The 13,529-nt window shown below is 69.7% G+C and carries 13 protein-coding genes, 1 tRNA gene and 1 pseudogene; 7 read left to right on the top strand and 8 right to left on the bottom strand.

All coding sequences use genetic code 11. The annotated features are described in order from the left end of the window. The 3 genes and pseudogenes from ACFHPP_RS28845 to ACFHPP_RS28835 all read right to left on the bottom strand — a co-directional run. On the bottom strand, positions 1-440 hold a 440-nt coding region (locus ACFHPP_RS28845), incomplete at its 3' end, for a hypothetical protein (RefSeq protein WP_437166681.1). Between the two features lie 42 nt (positions 441-482). Then, positions 483-638, bottom strand: a pseudogene (locus tag ACFHPP_RS28840) (DUF6538 domain-containing protein); the annotation flags it as partial. Between the two features lie 71 nt (positions 639-709). Further along, positions 710-783: transfer RNA gene (locus tag ACFHPP_RS28835), tRNA-Gln, on the bottom strand. A 187-nt stretch (positions 784-970) separates the two neighbouring features. On the opposite strand from ACFHPP_RS28835, the gene ACFHPP_RS28830 reads away from it, so the two are divergent. The 3 genes from ACFHPP_RS28830 (at position 971) to guaB (ending at position 4,412) form a co-directional block, all read left to right on the top strand. Then, positions 971-2,089, top strand: a complete 1,119-nt coding sequence (locus tag ACFHPP_RS28830; RefSeq protein ID WP_437166680.1) for a Ppx/GppA phosphatase family protein — start codon at positions 971-973, stop codon at positions 2,087-2,089. 16 nt (positions 2,090-2,105) lie between these two features. Next, positions 2,106-2,798, top strand: coding sequence for an RlmE family RNA methyltransferase (locus ACFHPP_RS28825; RefSeq protein WP_437166679.1), 693 nt, complete (start codon positions 2,106-2,108; stop codon positions 2,796-2,798). Positions 2,799-2,882: 84 nt separating this feature from the next. Beyond that, positions 2,883-4,412 (top strand): IMP dehydrogenase, encoded by a 1,530-nt coding sequence (gene guaB / locus ACFHPP_RS28820; protein WP_437166678.1) that lies wholly within the window; start codon positions 2,883-2,885, stop codon positions 4,410-4,412. Positions 4,413-4,427: 15 nt separating this feature from the next. Here the strand turns inward: guaB and ACFHPP_RS28815 are convergent, their stop codons facing one another. Continuing rightward, positions 4,428-4,940 (bottom strand): hypothetical protein, encoded by a 513-nt coding sequence (locus ACFHPP_RS28815; RefSeq protein WP_437166677.1) that lies wholly within the window; start codon positions 4,938-4,940, stop codon positions 4,428-4,430. 280 nt (positions 4,941-5,220) lie between these two features. Here ACFHPP_RS28815 and ACFHPP_RS28810 point away from each other — a divergent pair, with 280 nt between their 5' ends. From ACFHPP_RS28810 to guaA, 3 genes are all read left to right on the top strand, one after another. After that, complete coding sequence (locus ACFHPP_RS28810) at positions 5,221-6,534, top strand: RsmB/NOP family class I SAM-dependent RNA methyltransferase (protein ID WP_437166676.1); 1,314 nt, start codon at positions 5,221-5,223, stop codon at positions 6,532-6,534. Then, positions 6,531-7,118 carry an N-acetyltransferase family protein gene (locus ACFHPP_RS28805; protein ID WP_437166675.1) on the top strand — a complete coding sequence of 196 codons (588 nt, stop codon included), beginning with the start codon at positions 6,531-6,533 and terminating at the stop codon, positions 7,116-7,118. Before ACFHPP_RS28810 ends, ACFHPP_RS28805 begins: the two co-directional genes overlap by 4 nt. A 62-nt stretch (positions 7,119-7,180) precedes the next feature. Further along, positions 7,181-8,794, top strand: coding sequence for a glutamine-hydrolyzing GMP synthase (gene guaA / locus ACFHPP_RS28800; RefSeq protein WP_437166674.1), 1,614 nt, complete (start codon positions 7,181-7,183; stop codon positions 8,792-8,794). Between the two features lie 12 nt (positions 8,795-8,806). Here the strand turns inward: guaA and ACFHPP_RS28795 are convergent, their stop codons facing one another. Both ACFHPP_RS28795 and ACFHPP_RS28790 read right to left on the bottom strand, forming a co-directional pair. Continuing rightward, the gene (locus tag ACFHPP_RS28795) at positions 8,807-9,868 is read right to left on the bottom strand and encodes a sensor histidine kinase (RefSeq protein ID WP_437166673.1); all 1,062 of its coding nucleotides are present in this window, start codon (positions 9,866-9,868) and stop codon (positions 8,807-8,809) included. A gap of 42 nt (positions 9,869-9,910) precedes the next feature. Then, positions 9,911-10,414: a ferritin-like domain-containing protein gene (locus ACFHPP_RS28790; RefSeq protein WP_437166672.1), complete on the bottom strand. Its 504-nt coding sequence runs from the start codon at positions 10,412-10,414 to the stop codon at positions 9,911-9,913. Positions 10,415-10,672: 258 nt separating this feature from the next. Here ACFHPP_RS28790 and ACFHPP_RS28785 point away from each other — a divergent pair, with 258 nt between their 5' ends. Continuing rightward, complete coding sequence (locus tag ACFHPP_RS28785; RefSeq protein WP_437166671.1) at positions 10,673-11,851, top strand: hypothetical protein; 1,179 nt, start codon at positions 10,673-10,675, stop codon at positions 11,849-11,851. A 4-nt stretch (positions 11,852-11,855) separates the two neighbouring features. Here the strand turns inward: ACFHPP_RS28785 and ACFHPP_RS28780 are convergent, their stop codons facing one another. Together ACFHPP_RS28780 and ACFHPP_RS28775 are read right to left on the bottom strand one after the other, a co-directional pair. Beyond that, positions 11,856-13,049, bottom strand: a complete 1,194-nt coding sequence (locus ACFHPP_RS28780; RefSeq protein ID WP_437166670.1) for an amidohydrolase — start codon at positions 13,047-13,049, stop codon at positions 11,856-11,858. Between the two features lie 91 nt (positions 13,050-13,140). Further along, the coding region (locus ACFHPP_RS28775; RefSeq protein ID WP_437166669.1) for a hypothetical protein at positions 13,141-13,529 on the bottom strand (389 nt) is incomplete at its 5' end.

Here is a 13,529-nt window from a genome sequence, read left to right as displayed (position 1 = left end):
ACCGCTCCTGAAACCGGGAGGGAGGACCGCTGCTGCGCGGCATGCCGAGGGCCGTTGTCGCCGAGGCTCTCATCTTCAGGAAACCAGAGGCTCGCTGCACCTCGGCTTCGCAGAAGCGCCTCCTCCCAGTGCCGAACGTGCGCCTCCAGAATGCCCAGCGCTAAGGGATACTTCTGCTCCTCCGGGACCCGATGCCGTTCCACGAGATCAGCGACCACTTCTGCTACGCTACCGACGTCGCGTTCGGCCAGCGCCTCGCGTGCGCCGTGTAGAGCTTCACCTATAAAGTCCTGCTCCTCCTCTGCCGCAGTCTCGCCGTTCGGGCTGCCATAAACGGCAACTCCCGGTGGCGTCATGAGACGCAGTGATCGGTCCTGGTCCAAGACCTCCTTCAGGTGGTTCCGGAGGATGGCGTTAAGGCTGAGGCTTGCGCTGGCCATGGTCGTTATCGCTCGCGAGAGGGCGCCGCCGAAAGCATTGTCAAGTATGGCGGCGCGATGTTCGGCCTCTCGGAAGTTACGGGTTGAAAGCGAAACAGTTACTTCGCCACCAACATCTACCGGTAGACGCCTTCGATAACGGTATAGTTGATTTTTGCGTGATAGGTGAAGCCCCGTGTGGGACCTTTGTGGGACCAAGCGACGCAAATCTGCCTCCAGCGTGCTTGCCGGGCTTCGTCTGCTTTGGTTTTCAGTGGCTTAGGAAGATTTGGCTGGGGGACCTGGATTCGAACCAAGACTGCCCGAGTCAGAGTCGGGAGTTCTACCGTTAAACTATCCCCCACCGTCCCGATCCGGGCGCTTGGCCACCGATCGGCGGGAGCGGCGTGCTAGCATGCGTTTCCGGGGCAGGCAACCACGCCTCGCGCGAAATGCCTTGCCCCTCGGGCGTCCACGCCGGATCATGGCATCAGCCTGCCGTGGCCCTCGGGACTCGGGTTTGGCGGTGCGACACCCCATCTGACTGGACAATGCCCGACGACGCGCCCTGCCCTGCCACGGTCTGCACCGACTCCGCCCCGGCGGCGTTGCCCGGCCGCGTGGCCGGCGGCCAGGCGTGGCAGGGCAACCCGGCCTCGCCCGGGTATGCGGCGCTCGACCTCGGCACCAACAATTGCCGCCTGCTGCTCGGCTGCCCCACCGGCGTGGGCAGCTTCCGCGTGATGGACAGCTTCAGCCGCATCGTCCGGCTCGGCGAAGGTCTCGGCGCGACCGGCCGGCTCTCCGAAGCCGCCATGGACCGCGGCATTGCCGCCCTGCAGGCCTGCGCGCAGAAGCTGGCGCGCCGCCCGGTGCGGGCCTTGCATGCGGTGGCGACCGAAGCCTGCCGCCGCGCCGCGAACGGTGCCGAATTCGTCGCCCGAGTGGAGGCCGAGACCGGCCTGCGCCTCCGCATCATCTCGGCGCGGGAGGAGGCTGAGCTGGCCATGGAGGCCTGCGCCCCGCTGCTGGAATGCGGCGACCGGCGCGCGCTGCTGTTCGATATCGGCGGCGGCTCCACCGAAATCGCCTGGATCCGCATCCCGCCCGGCAGGCCGCAGGACCGCCCGGTGCCGGAGCTGATCGGCACCATCTCGGTTCCCGTCGGCGTCGTCACCCTCTCCGAACGCTGCGGGCCGTCCTGCTTCACCGAGGCCGGCTTCCATGCGGTGGTGGACGAGGTCGCGGCCAAGCTCCGCGGCTTCGATGCCGTGCATTGCATCGGCCATGAGATCCATGCCGGCGGCGTCCGGCTGATGGGCACCTCCGGCACCGTCACCACGCTCGCGGGCGTCGCCATGGCGCTGCCGCGCTACCGGCGGCTGCTGGTGGATGGGCAGACGCTGGATGCCGATGTCGCGGACCAAGCGCTCGGCGACCTGTTCGCGCTGGGGCGGGACGGGCTGGCGGCGCATCCCTGCGTCGGGCCGGAGCGCGTGGATTTCGTGCTGCCGGGCTGCGCCGTCTATGCCGCCATCCGCCGGGTCTGGCCGGTGCCGAAGCTGACGGTCGCGGATCGCGGATTGCGGGAGGGGATCCTGCTGCGGCTGATGCGCACCGACCGCACCCCGCGGCGGCCGTCACGCGGCTTCTGGCAGGGTTGCGGCTGAGCGCCTACACCCGCGCATGGCCAAGACCCCCTCCCCGCCCGGCGGTACGCCGAAGCGCCAGCTTGCCGACCGGCTGCGCTCCGCCAAGGGCCGCACCATCGGCAGCCAGCGCTGGCTCGAACGGCAGCTCAACGATCCCTATGTGAAGGAGGCAAAGGCGCGCGGCCTGCGCTCCCGCGCCGCCTTCAAGCTGGAACAGATGGACGACAAGTTCCACCTGCTGAAGCCGGGCAGCCGGGTGGTCGACCTCGGCGCCGCGCCGGGCGGCTGGACGCAGGTCGCATTGGCACGGAAGGCCGCGCGGGTGGTGGGCATCGACCTGCTGCCGGTGGACCCGATCGCGGGGGCCATCCTGATGCAGGGCGATTTCCAGGAGGCGGAGGCGGAACACCGCGTGCTCGCGGCGCTGGATGGCCCGGCCGACCTGGTGCTGTCCGACATGGCGCCGAACACCACCGGCCACAACGCAACCGACCACCTCCGCATCATGGCGCTGGCCGAGATCGCGCTGGACTTCGCCGGGCGGGTGCTGGCCCCGGGCGGCGGCTTCGTCACCAAGGTCCTGGCCGGCGGGTCGGAGAAGGAGTTCCTGGCGACGCTGAAGCGGGATTTCGTCACCGTCCGCCACGCCAAGCCGCCGGCCAGCCGCAAGGACAGCGCCGAGCTGTACGTGGTGGCGACCGGCTTTCGCGGCCGCCAGCAGGCCTGACACCACGCAGCCGGCATGGACACGCCACCCGGAACCGGTGTAGGCGGGGCCGCCAAGGTTGCGGATCGAGATGAGGTTCCCACCATGGCGCCCCCAGACAACGCAGTGCCCGAAACAGTGACCTCCTCCGACCGCGCGGCCGCCTTGCGCGGCCGGTTCGAGGAAGCCTACGCCTTCGACGACGTCCTGCTCGTCCCGGCCTATTCCACCGTGCTGCCCTCCGAGACCGATACCCGCACCAGGCTGACGCGGGAGATCTCGCTGAACATCCCGCTGGTGGCCGCGGCGATGGATACGGTGACGGAAGGCAACATGGCGATCGCCATGGCCCAGGCCGGCGGCATCGGCGTGATCCACAAGAACCTGTCGCCGGAGGACCAGGCGGCGCAGGTCCGCCAGGTGAAGAAGTTCGAATCCGGAATGGTGGTGAACCCGCTGACCATCCACCCCGACCAGACGCTGGCCGAGGTCCGCGCGCTGCAGGAAACCCACCACATCAGCGGCGTGCCCGTGGTGGAACGCGACAGCAAGCGGCTGGTCGGCATCATCACCAACCGCGACGTCCGCTTCGCCACCGACCCGAACCTGCGGGTCTATGAGCTGATGACGCGGGAGAACCTGGTGACGGCCGATGCCGACGTCACCAAGGACCAGGCTCGCGCGCTGCTGCACAAGCACCGCATCGAGAAGCTGCTGGTGGTGGACGAGCAGTTCCGCTGCGTCGGCCTGGTCACCGTGAAGGACATGGACAAGGCGCAGGCCAACCCCAGCGCGGTGAAGGACCCGATGGGCCGGCTGCGCACGGCCGCCGCGATCGGCGTCGGCGAGGATGGCTTCCACCGTGCAACCCTGCTGGTCGCCGCCGATATCGACGTGCTCGTGGTCGACACCGCGCATGGCCATTCCGGCGGCGTGCTGCGCGCGGTCGAGCGCATCAAGAAGATGTCGAACAGCGTGCAGATCGTCGCCGGCAACGTGGCCACGCCGGAAGGCGCGCTGGCGCTGATCGAGGCCGGGGCGGATGCGGTGAAGATCGGCATCGGCCCTGGCTCCATCTGCACCACCCGCATCGTCGCCGGCGTCGGCGTGCCGCAGTTGACCGCTGTGCTGGAATGCGCCGCCGCCTGCCGCGAACGCGGCGTGCCGGCGATTGCCGATGGCGGCATCCGGTCCTCCGGCGACGTCGCCAAGGCCATCGCGGCGGGCGCCGATTGCGTGATGATGGGCAGCGTCTTCGCCGGCACGGACGAAGCGCCGGGCGAGGTGTTCCTGTACCAGGGCCGATCCTACAAATCCTACCGCGGCATGGGCAGCCTCGGCGCCATGGCGCGCGGCTCCGCCGACCGCTACTTCCAGGCGGAAGTCGCGGACAAGCTGAAGCTGGTGCCGGAGGGCGTCGAGGGCCGCGTCGGCTACAAGGGCCCGGTCGGCACCGTCATCCACCAGATGGTCGGCGGCCTGCGCGCCGCCATGGGCTACACCGGCGCCGCCACCATCGCGGACCTGCAGACCCGGGCCAAGTTCCGCCGCATCACCAACGCCGGCCTGCGCGAAAGCCACGTGCATGACGTGGCGGTGACGCGGGAGGCGCCGAACTACCGCATCGAGGGGTAGGACGGCGCCTATGCTTCAGCGCTGCGGCGGTACCTCGGAGATCCGCAGTGTGGCGCGCTGCGGGGCCCCGCGCTCGAAGGTGCCGACCCAGATGTTGTAGTTGCCGCTGGCGGGGCGCTGGATGACGATGCCGGGGTTCACCCCGTCCAGGTCGTCGTTGCAGATCCAGTTGCCGGCGGAATCGTTCATCACCAGCGTCGTGTCCGTGTTGGCGACGACCGAGATGTAGAGCGGGTACTGCCCGCTGGTGTAGTTCAGGTCGACGTCCGGCTTGGAGAAATCGATCCAGCCGGCGCAGTCCGGGCCGACGCCGGTCGCCTCGCGGTCGCCGCCGGCCTCGACGCTCACCTCATGCGGGTCGGGCTCGAAGCCCGCGCGCAGGTCCACCGTGGCGTAGCGCGGCTGGGCGCGCCAATCCGGCAGTTGCTGCTGCTGCGCTGCGCCCTTCTGCTGGGCGATCGCCCCGCTCGACACCCCACCAGCCACCAGGGCCAGGACCGCGCCCGCGGCCAGAACGGTTTTCAGCATGTGGTCCAGGTTCCCCGAATGGCGCGCTGGATGCGGCGCCTGCGCGACTATGCCCGAGGCCCCTGCCGCGCCCCAGATCGTCGGCCACCAGGTTGCGAAAGTTTCATGTGTGACCCGGAAGGATGCGGCCGGGCGTGCGGATGGCATCGCGGAAGCGGCGCCGTCGCGCTATGATGCCGCCTCGGCCCGCGCCCGAACCGCACCGCCCGCCGCCGGGCCCTTCCGGCGCGACACCCCCTGCCCCCGGCCTTGCCGCCCGGCGGCCCGCCCGGAATGCCCCATGACCCCCGCCGCCCGCCTCTCCGCCGCCATCGACCTGCTCGCCGCCGTGGAGGCCTCGCCCCGCCGCCCGGCGGACGCCATCGCCAACGACTATTTCCGCACCCGCCGCTACATCGGCGGCTCCGATCGCCGCAACGTCTCGGAACGCGCCTGGGGCGCCATCCGCCAGCGCATCCGCCTGGCCTGGCATTTTGCCGAGTTCGGCGTCGCCGCCCCCTCCGCCCGGCTGCTGCTCGCCGCGCAGTTGATCCTGGCCGAGGGCTGGGCGCTGGACGGCGTGGCGCAGAACTACTCCGGCGAGCGCTTTGCCGCGGCGCCGCTCTCCGTCGAGGAACTCGGCCTGTTGGGCCGCCTGGTCGGCCGCAAGCTGATCCATCCGGACATGCCGGAAGGTCCGCGCCTGAACCTGCCGGCCTGGGCGCTGCCCGGCCTCGCCACCCGCTTCGGCGAGGCCCTGCCCGCCGAGGCCGCGGCGATGGAGGTGGCCGCGCCGCTCGACCTGCGCGCCAATCTGCTGAAAGGCACGCGGGCGGAGGCGATGGCGGCGCTGGCGGCGGAAGGGATTCCGACGACGCCGACCCCGCTGTCGCCCTGGGGCATGCGGATCGCGGATCGTCGCCCGGTCAGCGCCACCAAGGCCTTCCTGGAAGGGCTGATCGAGGTGCAGGACGAGGGCAGCCAGCTCGTCGGCCTGCTGACGGATGCACGCCCCGGCATGCGCGTGGCCGATTACTGCGCCGGCGCCGCCGGCAAGACGCTGGCGCTGGCCGCCACCATGGAAAATCGCGGCCACATCGTCGCCTGCGACACCTCCGCCGCCCGGCTGGAAGGCGCCGGCCGCCGGCTGCGCCGCGCCAACGTCAACAACGCGGAACGCCACCTGCTGGCGTCGGGAGACAAGTGGCGCAAGCGCAATTCGCGAAAGTTCGACCGGGTGCTGGTGGATGCCCCCTGCACCGGCACCGGGACCTGGCGCCGCAACCCGGATGCGCGAATCCGCACCAATGTCCGCGATTTGAACGAGCTGGTCCTGAAGCAGGCCATGATCCTGGACGATGCATCGGAGTTGGTGCGTCCGGGCGGCAGGCTGGTCTACGCTACCTGTTCGCTGCTGCCGGAGGAGGACGAGATGCAGATGGCGGCCTTCCTGGAACGCCACCCGGACTTCGACGTGGTGCCGCTGCCCGAGCTTTGGGCCGGCCTGCGCCCGGACGTGCCCGCGCCGGGCCCGGGCCCCTACATGGCCCTGTCGCCCGACCGCCACGGCACGGATGGGTTCTTCGCCGCCGTGCTGCAGAGGCGGCCTACATGATCTCCATCCGCCGCGCCCGTCCCGGCGATGCCGCGGCGATCGCGGCGGTGCACGTCGCCGCCTGGCGCAGCGCCTATGCCGGCATTCTCGGCGATGGCTACCTCGCCGGCCTGTCCGAACCCCGGATGGCCGCCTTCTACCACCGCGCGATCCTGGACCGGCGGGAAGGGCATGCGGTGTTCGTCGCCACCGCCGCCGAGGCCGACCAGCCTGGCGTGGCGCCGCCCCTCGTGGTCGGCTTCGCCTCCGGCGGCCGCGCCCGCCGCCGCGGCCTGGCGGAAGGCGAGGTCGAGACCCTGTATGTGCTGGACGACCATCGGGAACGCGGCTGCGGCCGGCGCCTGATGCGGGCGATGGCGGCGCATCTGCGGGCGATCGGCTGCAACTCCGCCATGGCCTGGGTGCTGGAGGCGAATCCCAACCGCTTCTTCTACCGCCACCTCGGCGGCCGCCTGGCGATGCAGGAATCGATCCGCGTCGCCGGCCAGGGCGTGCAGCAGGTGGCGCTGGTCTGGGACCCGATCGACACGCTGCTGGCCGCGACCGCGCCGGTGCAGGAAGGGCGGCTGCGGGAGGGGGGTTGACGGGGGGAGGATGATTGACGGGAAGGCTTGCCCTTCCCCCGCGTCTGTGGTCCTGACCCGCCATGACGCAGCCAGCCCCGAACCAGGCATCGGTCCTCGCCCCGATCTCCTCCCCCCTCGCCGAGCGGCACGACCGCATCCTGATCCTGGATTTCGGCAGCCAGGTGACGCAGCTCATCGCCCGGCGGCTGCGCGAATCCGGCGTCTATTGCGAGGTCTGGCCGTACAACGCGGCACCCGCCGAGCGCATCGCGGCCTTCAACCCCCGCGGCATCATCCTGTCCGGCGGCCCGGCCAGCGTGACGGAGGGCGAAAGCCCGCGCGCGCCGGAGGCGATCTTCGGCATGGGCCTGCCCATCCTCGGCATCTGCTACGGCCAGCAGACCTTGGCCAAGCAGCTGGGCGGGGAGGTCGAGGGCGGCCATGCCCGCGAATTCGGCCGCGCCTTCATCGACGTGACCGGCGATTGCGCCCTGACCCAGGGCCTCTGGGCCAAGGGCGCGCGCGAACAGGTCTGGATGAGCCATGGCGACCGCATCACCCGCCTGCCCGAAGGCTTCCGGGTGGTCGCCAGCAGCGAGGGCGCGCCCTTCGCGCTGATCGCCGACGAGTCGCGGCACTACTACGGCACCATGTTCCACCCGGAAGTGGTGCACACGCCGCATGGCGCCGCCCTGCTGCGCAATTTTTCCCACATCGTCTGCGGCTGCACCGGCGACTGGACCATGGGCGCCTTCCGCGCCGAGATGATTGCCCGGATCCGCGCCCAGGTCGGCTCCGGGCGCGTCGTCTGCGGTCTGTCCGGTGGCGTGGACTCCTCCGTGGCGGCGGTGCTGCTGCACGAGGCGATCGGCGACCAGCTCACCTGCATCTATGTCGACCACGGGCTGATGCGGGCGAACGAGTCCGAACAGGTGGTCTCCACCTTCCGCGACCGCTTCAACATCAAGCTGGTCCACCGCGACGCGACGGAGCTGTTCCTCGGCCAGCTCTCCGGCGTCACCGACCCGGAGCTCAAGCGCAAGACCATCGGCCGCCTCTTCATCGAGGTGTTCGAGGAGGAGCAGACCAAGATCGGCGGCGCCGACTTCCTGGCGCAGGGCACGCTGTACCCGGACGTGATCGAGAGCGTCTCCGCCACCGGCGGCCCCTCCGTCACCATCAAGTCGCACCACAATGTCGGCGGCCTGCCCGCGGGCATGCGCATGAAGCTGGTGGAGCCGCTGCGCGACCTGTTCAAGGACGAGGTCCGCGTGCTCGGCCGCGAACTCGGCATCCCGGAGGCGATCGTCGGCCGCCACCCCTTCCCCGGCCCCGGCCTCGCCATCCGCATCCCGGGCGAGGTGACGAAGGAGAAGGCGGACATCCTGCGCCATGCCGACAGCATCTACCTGGAGGAGATCCGCTCGGCCGGGCTGTACGACGCCATCTGGCAGGCCTTCGCCGTGCTGCTGCCGGTGCGCACCGTGGGCGTGATGGGCGATGGCCGCACCTATGACAGCGCCTGCGCGCTGCGCGCCGTGACCAGCACGGATGGCATGACGGCCGATGTCTACCCGTTCAGCATGGAATTCCTGGCGCGCGTCGCGAACCGCATCGTGAACGAGGTGCGCGGCATCAACCGCGTGACCTACGACATCACCAGCAAGCCGCCCGGCACCATCGAGTGGGAATAGCCCTGCACCCGCTCAGCCGCGCGGGAAGCTGATGGTCCAGCGCAGGCCGGGGCGATCCGCGCCTGGCGTCACGGGCGCGGCCTCGATCCGCCCACCCAATTGCCCGGCCAGCGCCCGGCTGATGCGGGTGCCGAGGCCGCTGCCCTGCGCCGGCGCGCCGAGGTCGCATCCGACACCGTCATCCTCCACGGTCAGCACGAAGTTCGCGCCGTCGCGGCGGAAGCCGATGGCGATGCTGCCGGAGTCTTCGGCGGGGAAGGCATATTTCAGCGCGTTGCCGACGAGTTCATTGACGATGAGCCCGATCGGGACGGCGCGCGACATCGGCAGCATGGTGCTTTGCGCCTGCACGGAGAGCGCCACCGGGCGCATATCCACCGCGGCATCCTCGAGATCCGCGACCAAACCTTGCAGGAATCCACGGCTTTCGACCTCCGCCCTGCCATCCTCCTCCCGGTGCCGATCAAGCCGGCCGTTGATGCGGGCCAGCGCCGCGATGCGGCCGGAGGCATCCTGCAGGGCATCGCGCACCGCGGCATCCTGCGCCATGCCGGCCTTCAGGCGCAGCGTCGCGGCCAGCCGCTGCAGGTCGTTGCGGGCCCGGTGGACCGATTCGCTCAACAGCGTGCCGACCTGGGAGGAGGTGGCGCGAAGCCGCGCATTCGCCTCGGCGAGGCTCGCGCGTTCCGCCGCCAGACGGCTGATCGCGCGGTGCAGCGCTTCCAGCACCACCGCGGTGAAGATGCCGACCGACAGGAACGTCATCACTTCCACCGCCTGCGCCGCGCCGCCCACCTGCAGCACGCCGGACGGTGGCAGGAAGTAGATGATCCCGAGCAGGGCGGAGGCCGCGGTGGCGAACAGGCCGGTGCCACGGTCGAACAACAGCCCCGCTGTGATGATGCCTGGCATGAACAGCAGGAAGGGCATGGGCGGCACCCAGCCGAGGACGGCAACCCGCACCCCGAAGCAGGCCAGAACCAGCAGGGCCGTGATGCCGTAGCGGACCGGGACGGGCATGGCGCGGGTGCCGGCCATGCGGGCGAACAGACGCTCCGAAAGCAGGCGTGGCATCAGGCCGCGCCCGCCCCGGTGTTCAAGGTCATACGGATGGGATCAGGCGGCGGAGCGGTTGACGCGCGTCTCCGCGATCATCGTCAGCTTGCGGTCCGCCGCATATTCCTCGTCCAGGTTCTGCTGCAGCACGGCCGCGCAGTCGTTGCGGCCGAGTTCCTTCGCGAACGCGACGAGCGTGCCGTAGCGCGTGATCTCGTAATGCTCGACCGCCTGGGAGGAGGAGATGATGGCGGCGTCCAGCACGTCCTTGTCCTTGGCGACGCCGAGGATGTCGTTGGCTTCCTCGATGATGCCGTCCATGGCGGCGCAGGTGGTGCCCTTCACCTTCTGGCCGTGCATCTCGAACACCTGCTCCAGCCGCCGGATCTGGCCCTCGGTCTCGGACAGGTGCATCTGCAGGCCCTGCTTGAGTTGCGGGTTGCTGGCCTTGTCGATCATCTTCGGCAGCGCCTTCAGGATCTGCTGCTCGGCATAGTAGATGTCCTGCAGGGTGTGGACGAACAGGTCATCCAGCGTGTTGATCGACTTCGAAAAAAGGCCCATCGTTTCGCTCCTTGGTCTGGCGATCGCAGTCCTGCGCGGGACCGGATGCGTCCGGCATCGCCCGGCCACACAACGCCCTTCGGCAGGCCGGGTTCGCCCGACCTTGTTGCAATAGCGCCACAGATGTCCGGTCGGCGCCGCAACGAAGTGCTGCCATGTCGCCGCCTGAACGATTTCTTGGCAAAGTCGGGGCCGGCAAACATCCTGAAATGGACGCCCTCAATGACCCGCCAGCGCGCCGTCCTTGCAAGTGCCTTCATGACAATTTTCCTGTCGGAGCCTGTACAGGCCCGCGACATCTATGAAGGCGTCTTCACGGTCGACGGCCAGACCACCCGCGCCGGCACCAACAATGCCGAGGACTTCGCCAACCTGCTCAACAACAACGGGCTGAGTTCGCTGTTCGCCAACTACTCCACCCTGTCCCAGGCCACCGTCGATGCCAGCCTGCGGGGCGTTCCGGCGCAACTGTCCTATGATTTCGCCTCCACCGCGCTGCGCCTGGTGATCCCCTCCGCCGGCGTCGACGAGACCTTCACCGGCGCGACCCGCGACGAAAGCCAGGACCTGGCGCTGGAATGGCTGAAGGGCCGGGGTGGCGATGCGCTGACGCGGGTGCTGCAGCAGGCGGTTGCGACCACCTCCATCGACCCGGTGGCCGGCAACCCGAACAGCCTGATGTCGCAGATGGGCGCCTCCGACTTCGGCAGCGCGCTCGGCCTTGGTGGCAAAGGCGGCGGGCGCTACGGCTTCGGCGCGCGGTTCGGCAGCTACAGCGCGCAGGGCTACGACACCGATGTCTACACCCTGCCGCTGTCCACCTCCTTCGACCTCGACAATGGCCGGGCGCTGCTGCTCGATGTGCCGCTGACCCTGACCTCGACCGAGGCGGCGCAGTCCTACTCAGGGTCCTTCGGCGTCGGCCTGCGGCTGCCGATCAACATCGGGCTGCCCGACACGCTGGCCTGGTCGCTGACGCCGATGCTGCGCGGCGGCGGCGTGGGGTCGGTCGACATCGGCGCGGTCGGCGGCATGTGGTCGGCCTCCCTGACCAGTTCGCTGCAATGGCAGGCACGGCCGGGCACGCGGCTGGTGCTGGGCAACATGATCAGCCGTCTGCAGACACTGCCGGTGAATGTCAGCGGCTATGGCGTCAGCTACGAACTGACCAACGTCATGTACCGCAACGGCATCGTGGCGACACAGGACATCGGCACCTGGTTCAACCGCAACGTCCAGGCCACGGTCTTCGCCGTGGATACGCGCTTCACCGGCGACGAGCTCTACATCAAGAACTACCAGGAATACGGCGGCTATTTCAGCTTCGGGCAGTCCATCGCCGGCGGCGCCAGCCTGCCGCTGTCCGTGGGCGTGACGCTGATGCAGGCGGACCAGGGCTACCGCGGCTTCTCGATCAACCTCGGCAGTTCCTTTTGAAGCTTCACGCCAACACGCCGCCGCGCGCCACGATCCGCCCGGCCTTCACCACCAGCGCCCGCGGCGGCGCCGTCGCCACCGCCTCCGCCACATGCTCCGCCGCAACCAGCACCAGGTCCGCCGCGGCGCCCTCCTCCAGCAGCGGCGGCGGCAGGCCCATGATCCGGGCCGGCGCGGTGGTGACCAGCTCCAGCGCCAGGCGCAGCTCCGCATCGGTCTGCAGGGCGGCGCGGTAGCCGACGAGGCGTGCGCGATCCAGCATGTCGCCGTTGCCGTAGGGCGACCAGGCGTCGCGGATGTTGTCGGAGCCGACGAACACCGCGACCCCCTCCGCCACCAGCCTTCGGATCGGTGGCATGGCCTCCGGCCCCGGGCCGTTGGTCATGATTGCGACACCCGCCTCGGCCAGGGCGGCGGCGGTGTGGCCCAGAGTCGCCTCCCCCACCTGGCCCAGGGCATAGGCGTGGCTGACGGCGACGCGGCCGGCCATGCCCGCCGCCCTGGCATGGGCGGCGATGCGGCGCAGCTCGAAGGCGCCGAGTTCGCCCGGGTCGTGCAGGTGGATGTCGATCGGCACGCCATGGCGCCCGGCGATGCCGAAGACCAGGCGCAGCTGCGCCTCGATGTCGGTGTCGATGCCGGCGGGGTCCAGGCCGCCGACCACATCGGCGCCGGCGCGGACCGCCTCCTCCAGCACCTGCGCATGCGCCAGCGCGCCGGATTGCGGAAAGGCCACGATCTGCATCGAGACCAGGTGCGAGACCTCCGCCCGCAGCGCCAGCAGCGCGTCCAGCCCGCGCAGGCCAAGGGCGGAGTCGACATCGACATGGGTCCGCAGCGCCGTGGTGCCGCGGGCGGCGACGTGGTCGACCAGCCGGCGGGCGCGCCGCGCCATCGGCTCCTCGATGCCGGCCATCTGCTCCTTTTCGGCGGCGATGCGGCCGGCGACGCTGGCATCCGCCCGGTGTGGCATCCAGGGCAGGCCGAGGAAGGTCTTGTCGAGGTGGATATGGCCGTCGATCAGGCCAGGCAGCGCCAGCAGGCCTCCACATTCCTCGGGCGCGGCGCTGCCCTCGATTGCAGCCAAGGTGCCGGCCGGCGCGATCCGGGCGATGCGCCCCTGGCTCAGGCCGAGATCAACGAGATGGTCGCCGAGGCGCAGGCCGGACAGCACAAGGTCGAATCGGGTCCTGGGCATGTCGGCGATCCTGCGGGGCACCACCCTGTGTCACGCGGCGCGGCGCCAGGGCAATGATCAGGGCAACGATCATGCCCGCGGCGACGGCCGCTCACTCGTAGCGTCGTTCAAACCGCATCGTGCTGCCATCCGCCCTGACAAGTTCGCGGGCATAGATTTCCTTGATGAGATCGTCATCCACGAATCCACGAACGGTCACGCGCTCGCCGACATCCGCCGGCACCCAGTTCGGGCCGACATAGACACGGATCGTGCCGCTGGGATCGCGCAGGCGGAATTCGTCGGTATCGAGGATGCGATCCACGATCCCCACGACCGTCACCATCGTGCCGCGCCGGAGATCCGCGATGGGGGTCGTGTTCGCCATGGCAAGACTGGAAGACAACAGGGTCGCAGCAAGCGTAGCGGCTGCGATCAAACCTTTCATCGATAAATGCTCCTCATCGTTTCCACCGCGGTAAGATGGACATTCTGTAATGA

It is taken from the genome of Falsiroseomonas sp. E2-1-a20 (assembly GCF_051433195.1).
Taxonomy (GTDB): Bacteria; Pseudomonadota; Alphaproteobacteria; order Acetobacterales; family Acetobacteraceae; genus Falsiroseomonas.
This window is presented reverse-complemented; position numbering and strand designations above follow the sequence as displayed.

Bases quoted from the DNA above. Each gene is read 5' to 3' on its own strand.
- ACFHPP_RS28810 (WP_437166676.1), top strand. From the start codon at position 5,221: ATGACCCCCGCCGCCCGCCTCTCCGCCGCCATCGACCTGCTCGCCGCC.
- ACFHPP_RS28780 (WP_437166670.1), bottom strand. From the start codon at position 13,049: ATGCCCAGGACCCGATTCGACCTTGTGCTGTCCGGCCTGCGCCTCGGC.
- ACFHPP_RS28805 (WP_437166675.1), top strand. From the start codon at position 6,531: ATGATCTCCATCCGCCGCGCCCGTCCCGGCGATGCCGCGGCGATCGCG.
- ACFHPP_RS28830 (WP_437166680.1), top strand. From the start codon at position 971: ATGCCCGACGACGCGCCCTGCCCTGCCACGGTCTGCACCGACTCCGCC.
- ACFHPP_RS28825 (WP_437166679.1), top strand. From the start codon at position 2,106: ATGGCCAAGACCCCCTCCCCGCCCGGCGGTACGCCGAAGCGCCAGCTT.
- ACFHPP_RS28815 (WP_437166677.1), bottom strand. From the start codon at position 4,940: ATGCTGAAAACCGTTCTGGCCGCGGGCGCGGTCCTGGCCCTGGTGGCT.
- ACFHPP_RS28795 (WP_437166673.1), bottom strand. From the start codon at position 9,868: ATGCCACGCCTGCTTTCGGAGCGTCTGTTCGCCCGCATGGCCGGCACC.
- guaB (WP_437166678.1), top strand. From the start codon at position 2,883: ATGGCGCCCCCAGACAACGCAGTGCCCGAAACAGTGACCTCCTCCGAC.
- ACFHPP_RS28790 (WP_437166672.1), bottom strand. From the start codon at position 10,414: ATGGGCCTTTTTTCGAAGTCGATCAACACGCTGGATGACCTGTTCGTC.
- guaA (WP_437166674.1), top strand. From the start codon at position 7,181: ATGACGCAGCCAGCCCCGAACCAGGCATCGGTCCTCGCCCCGATCTCC.
- ACFHPP_RS28785 (WP_437166671.1), top strand. From the start codon at position 10,673: ATGACAATTTTCCTGTCGGAGCCTGTACAGGCCCGCGACATCTATGAA.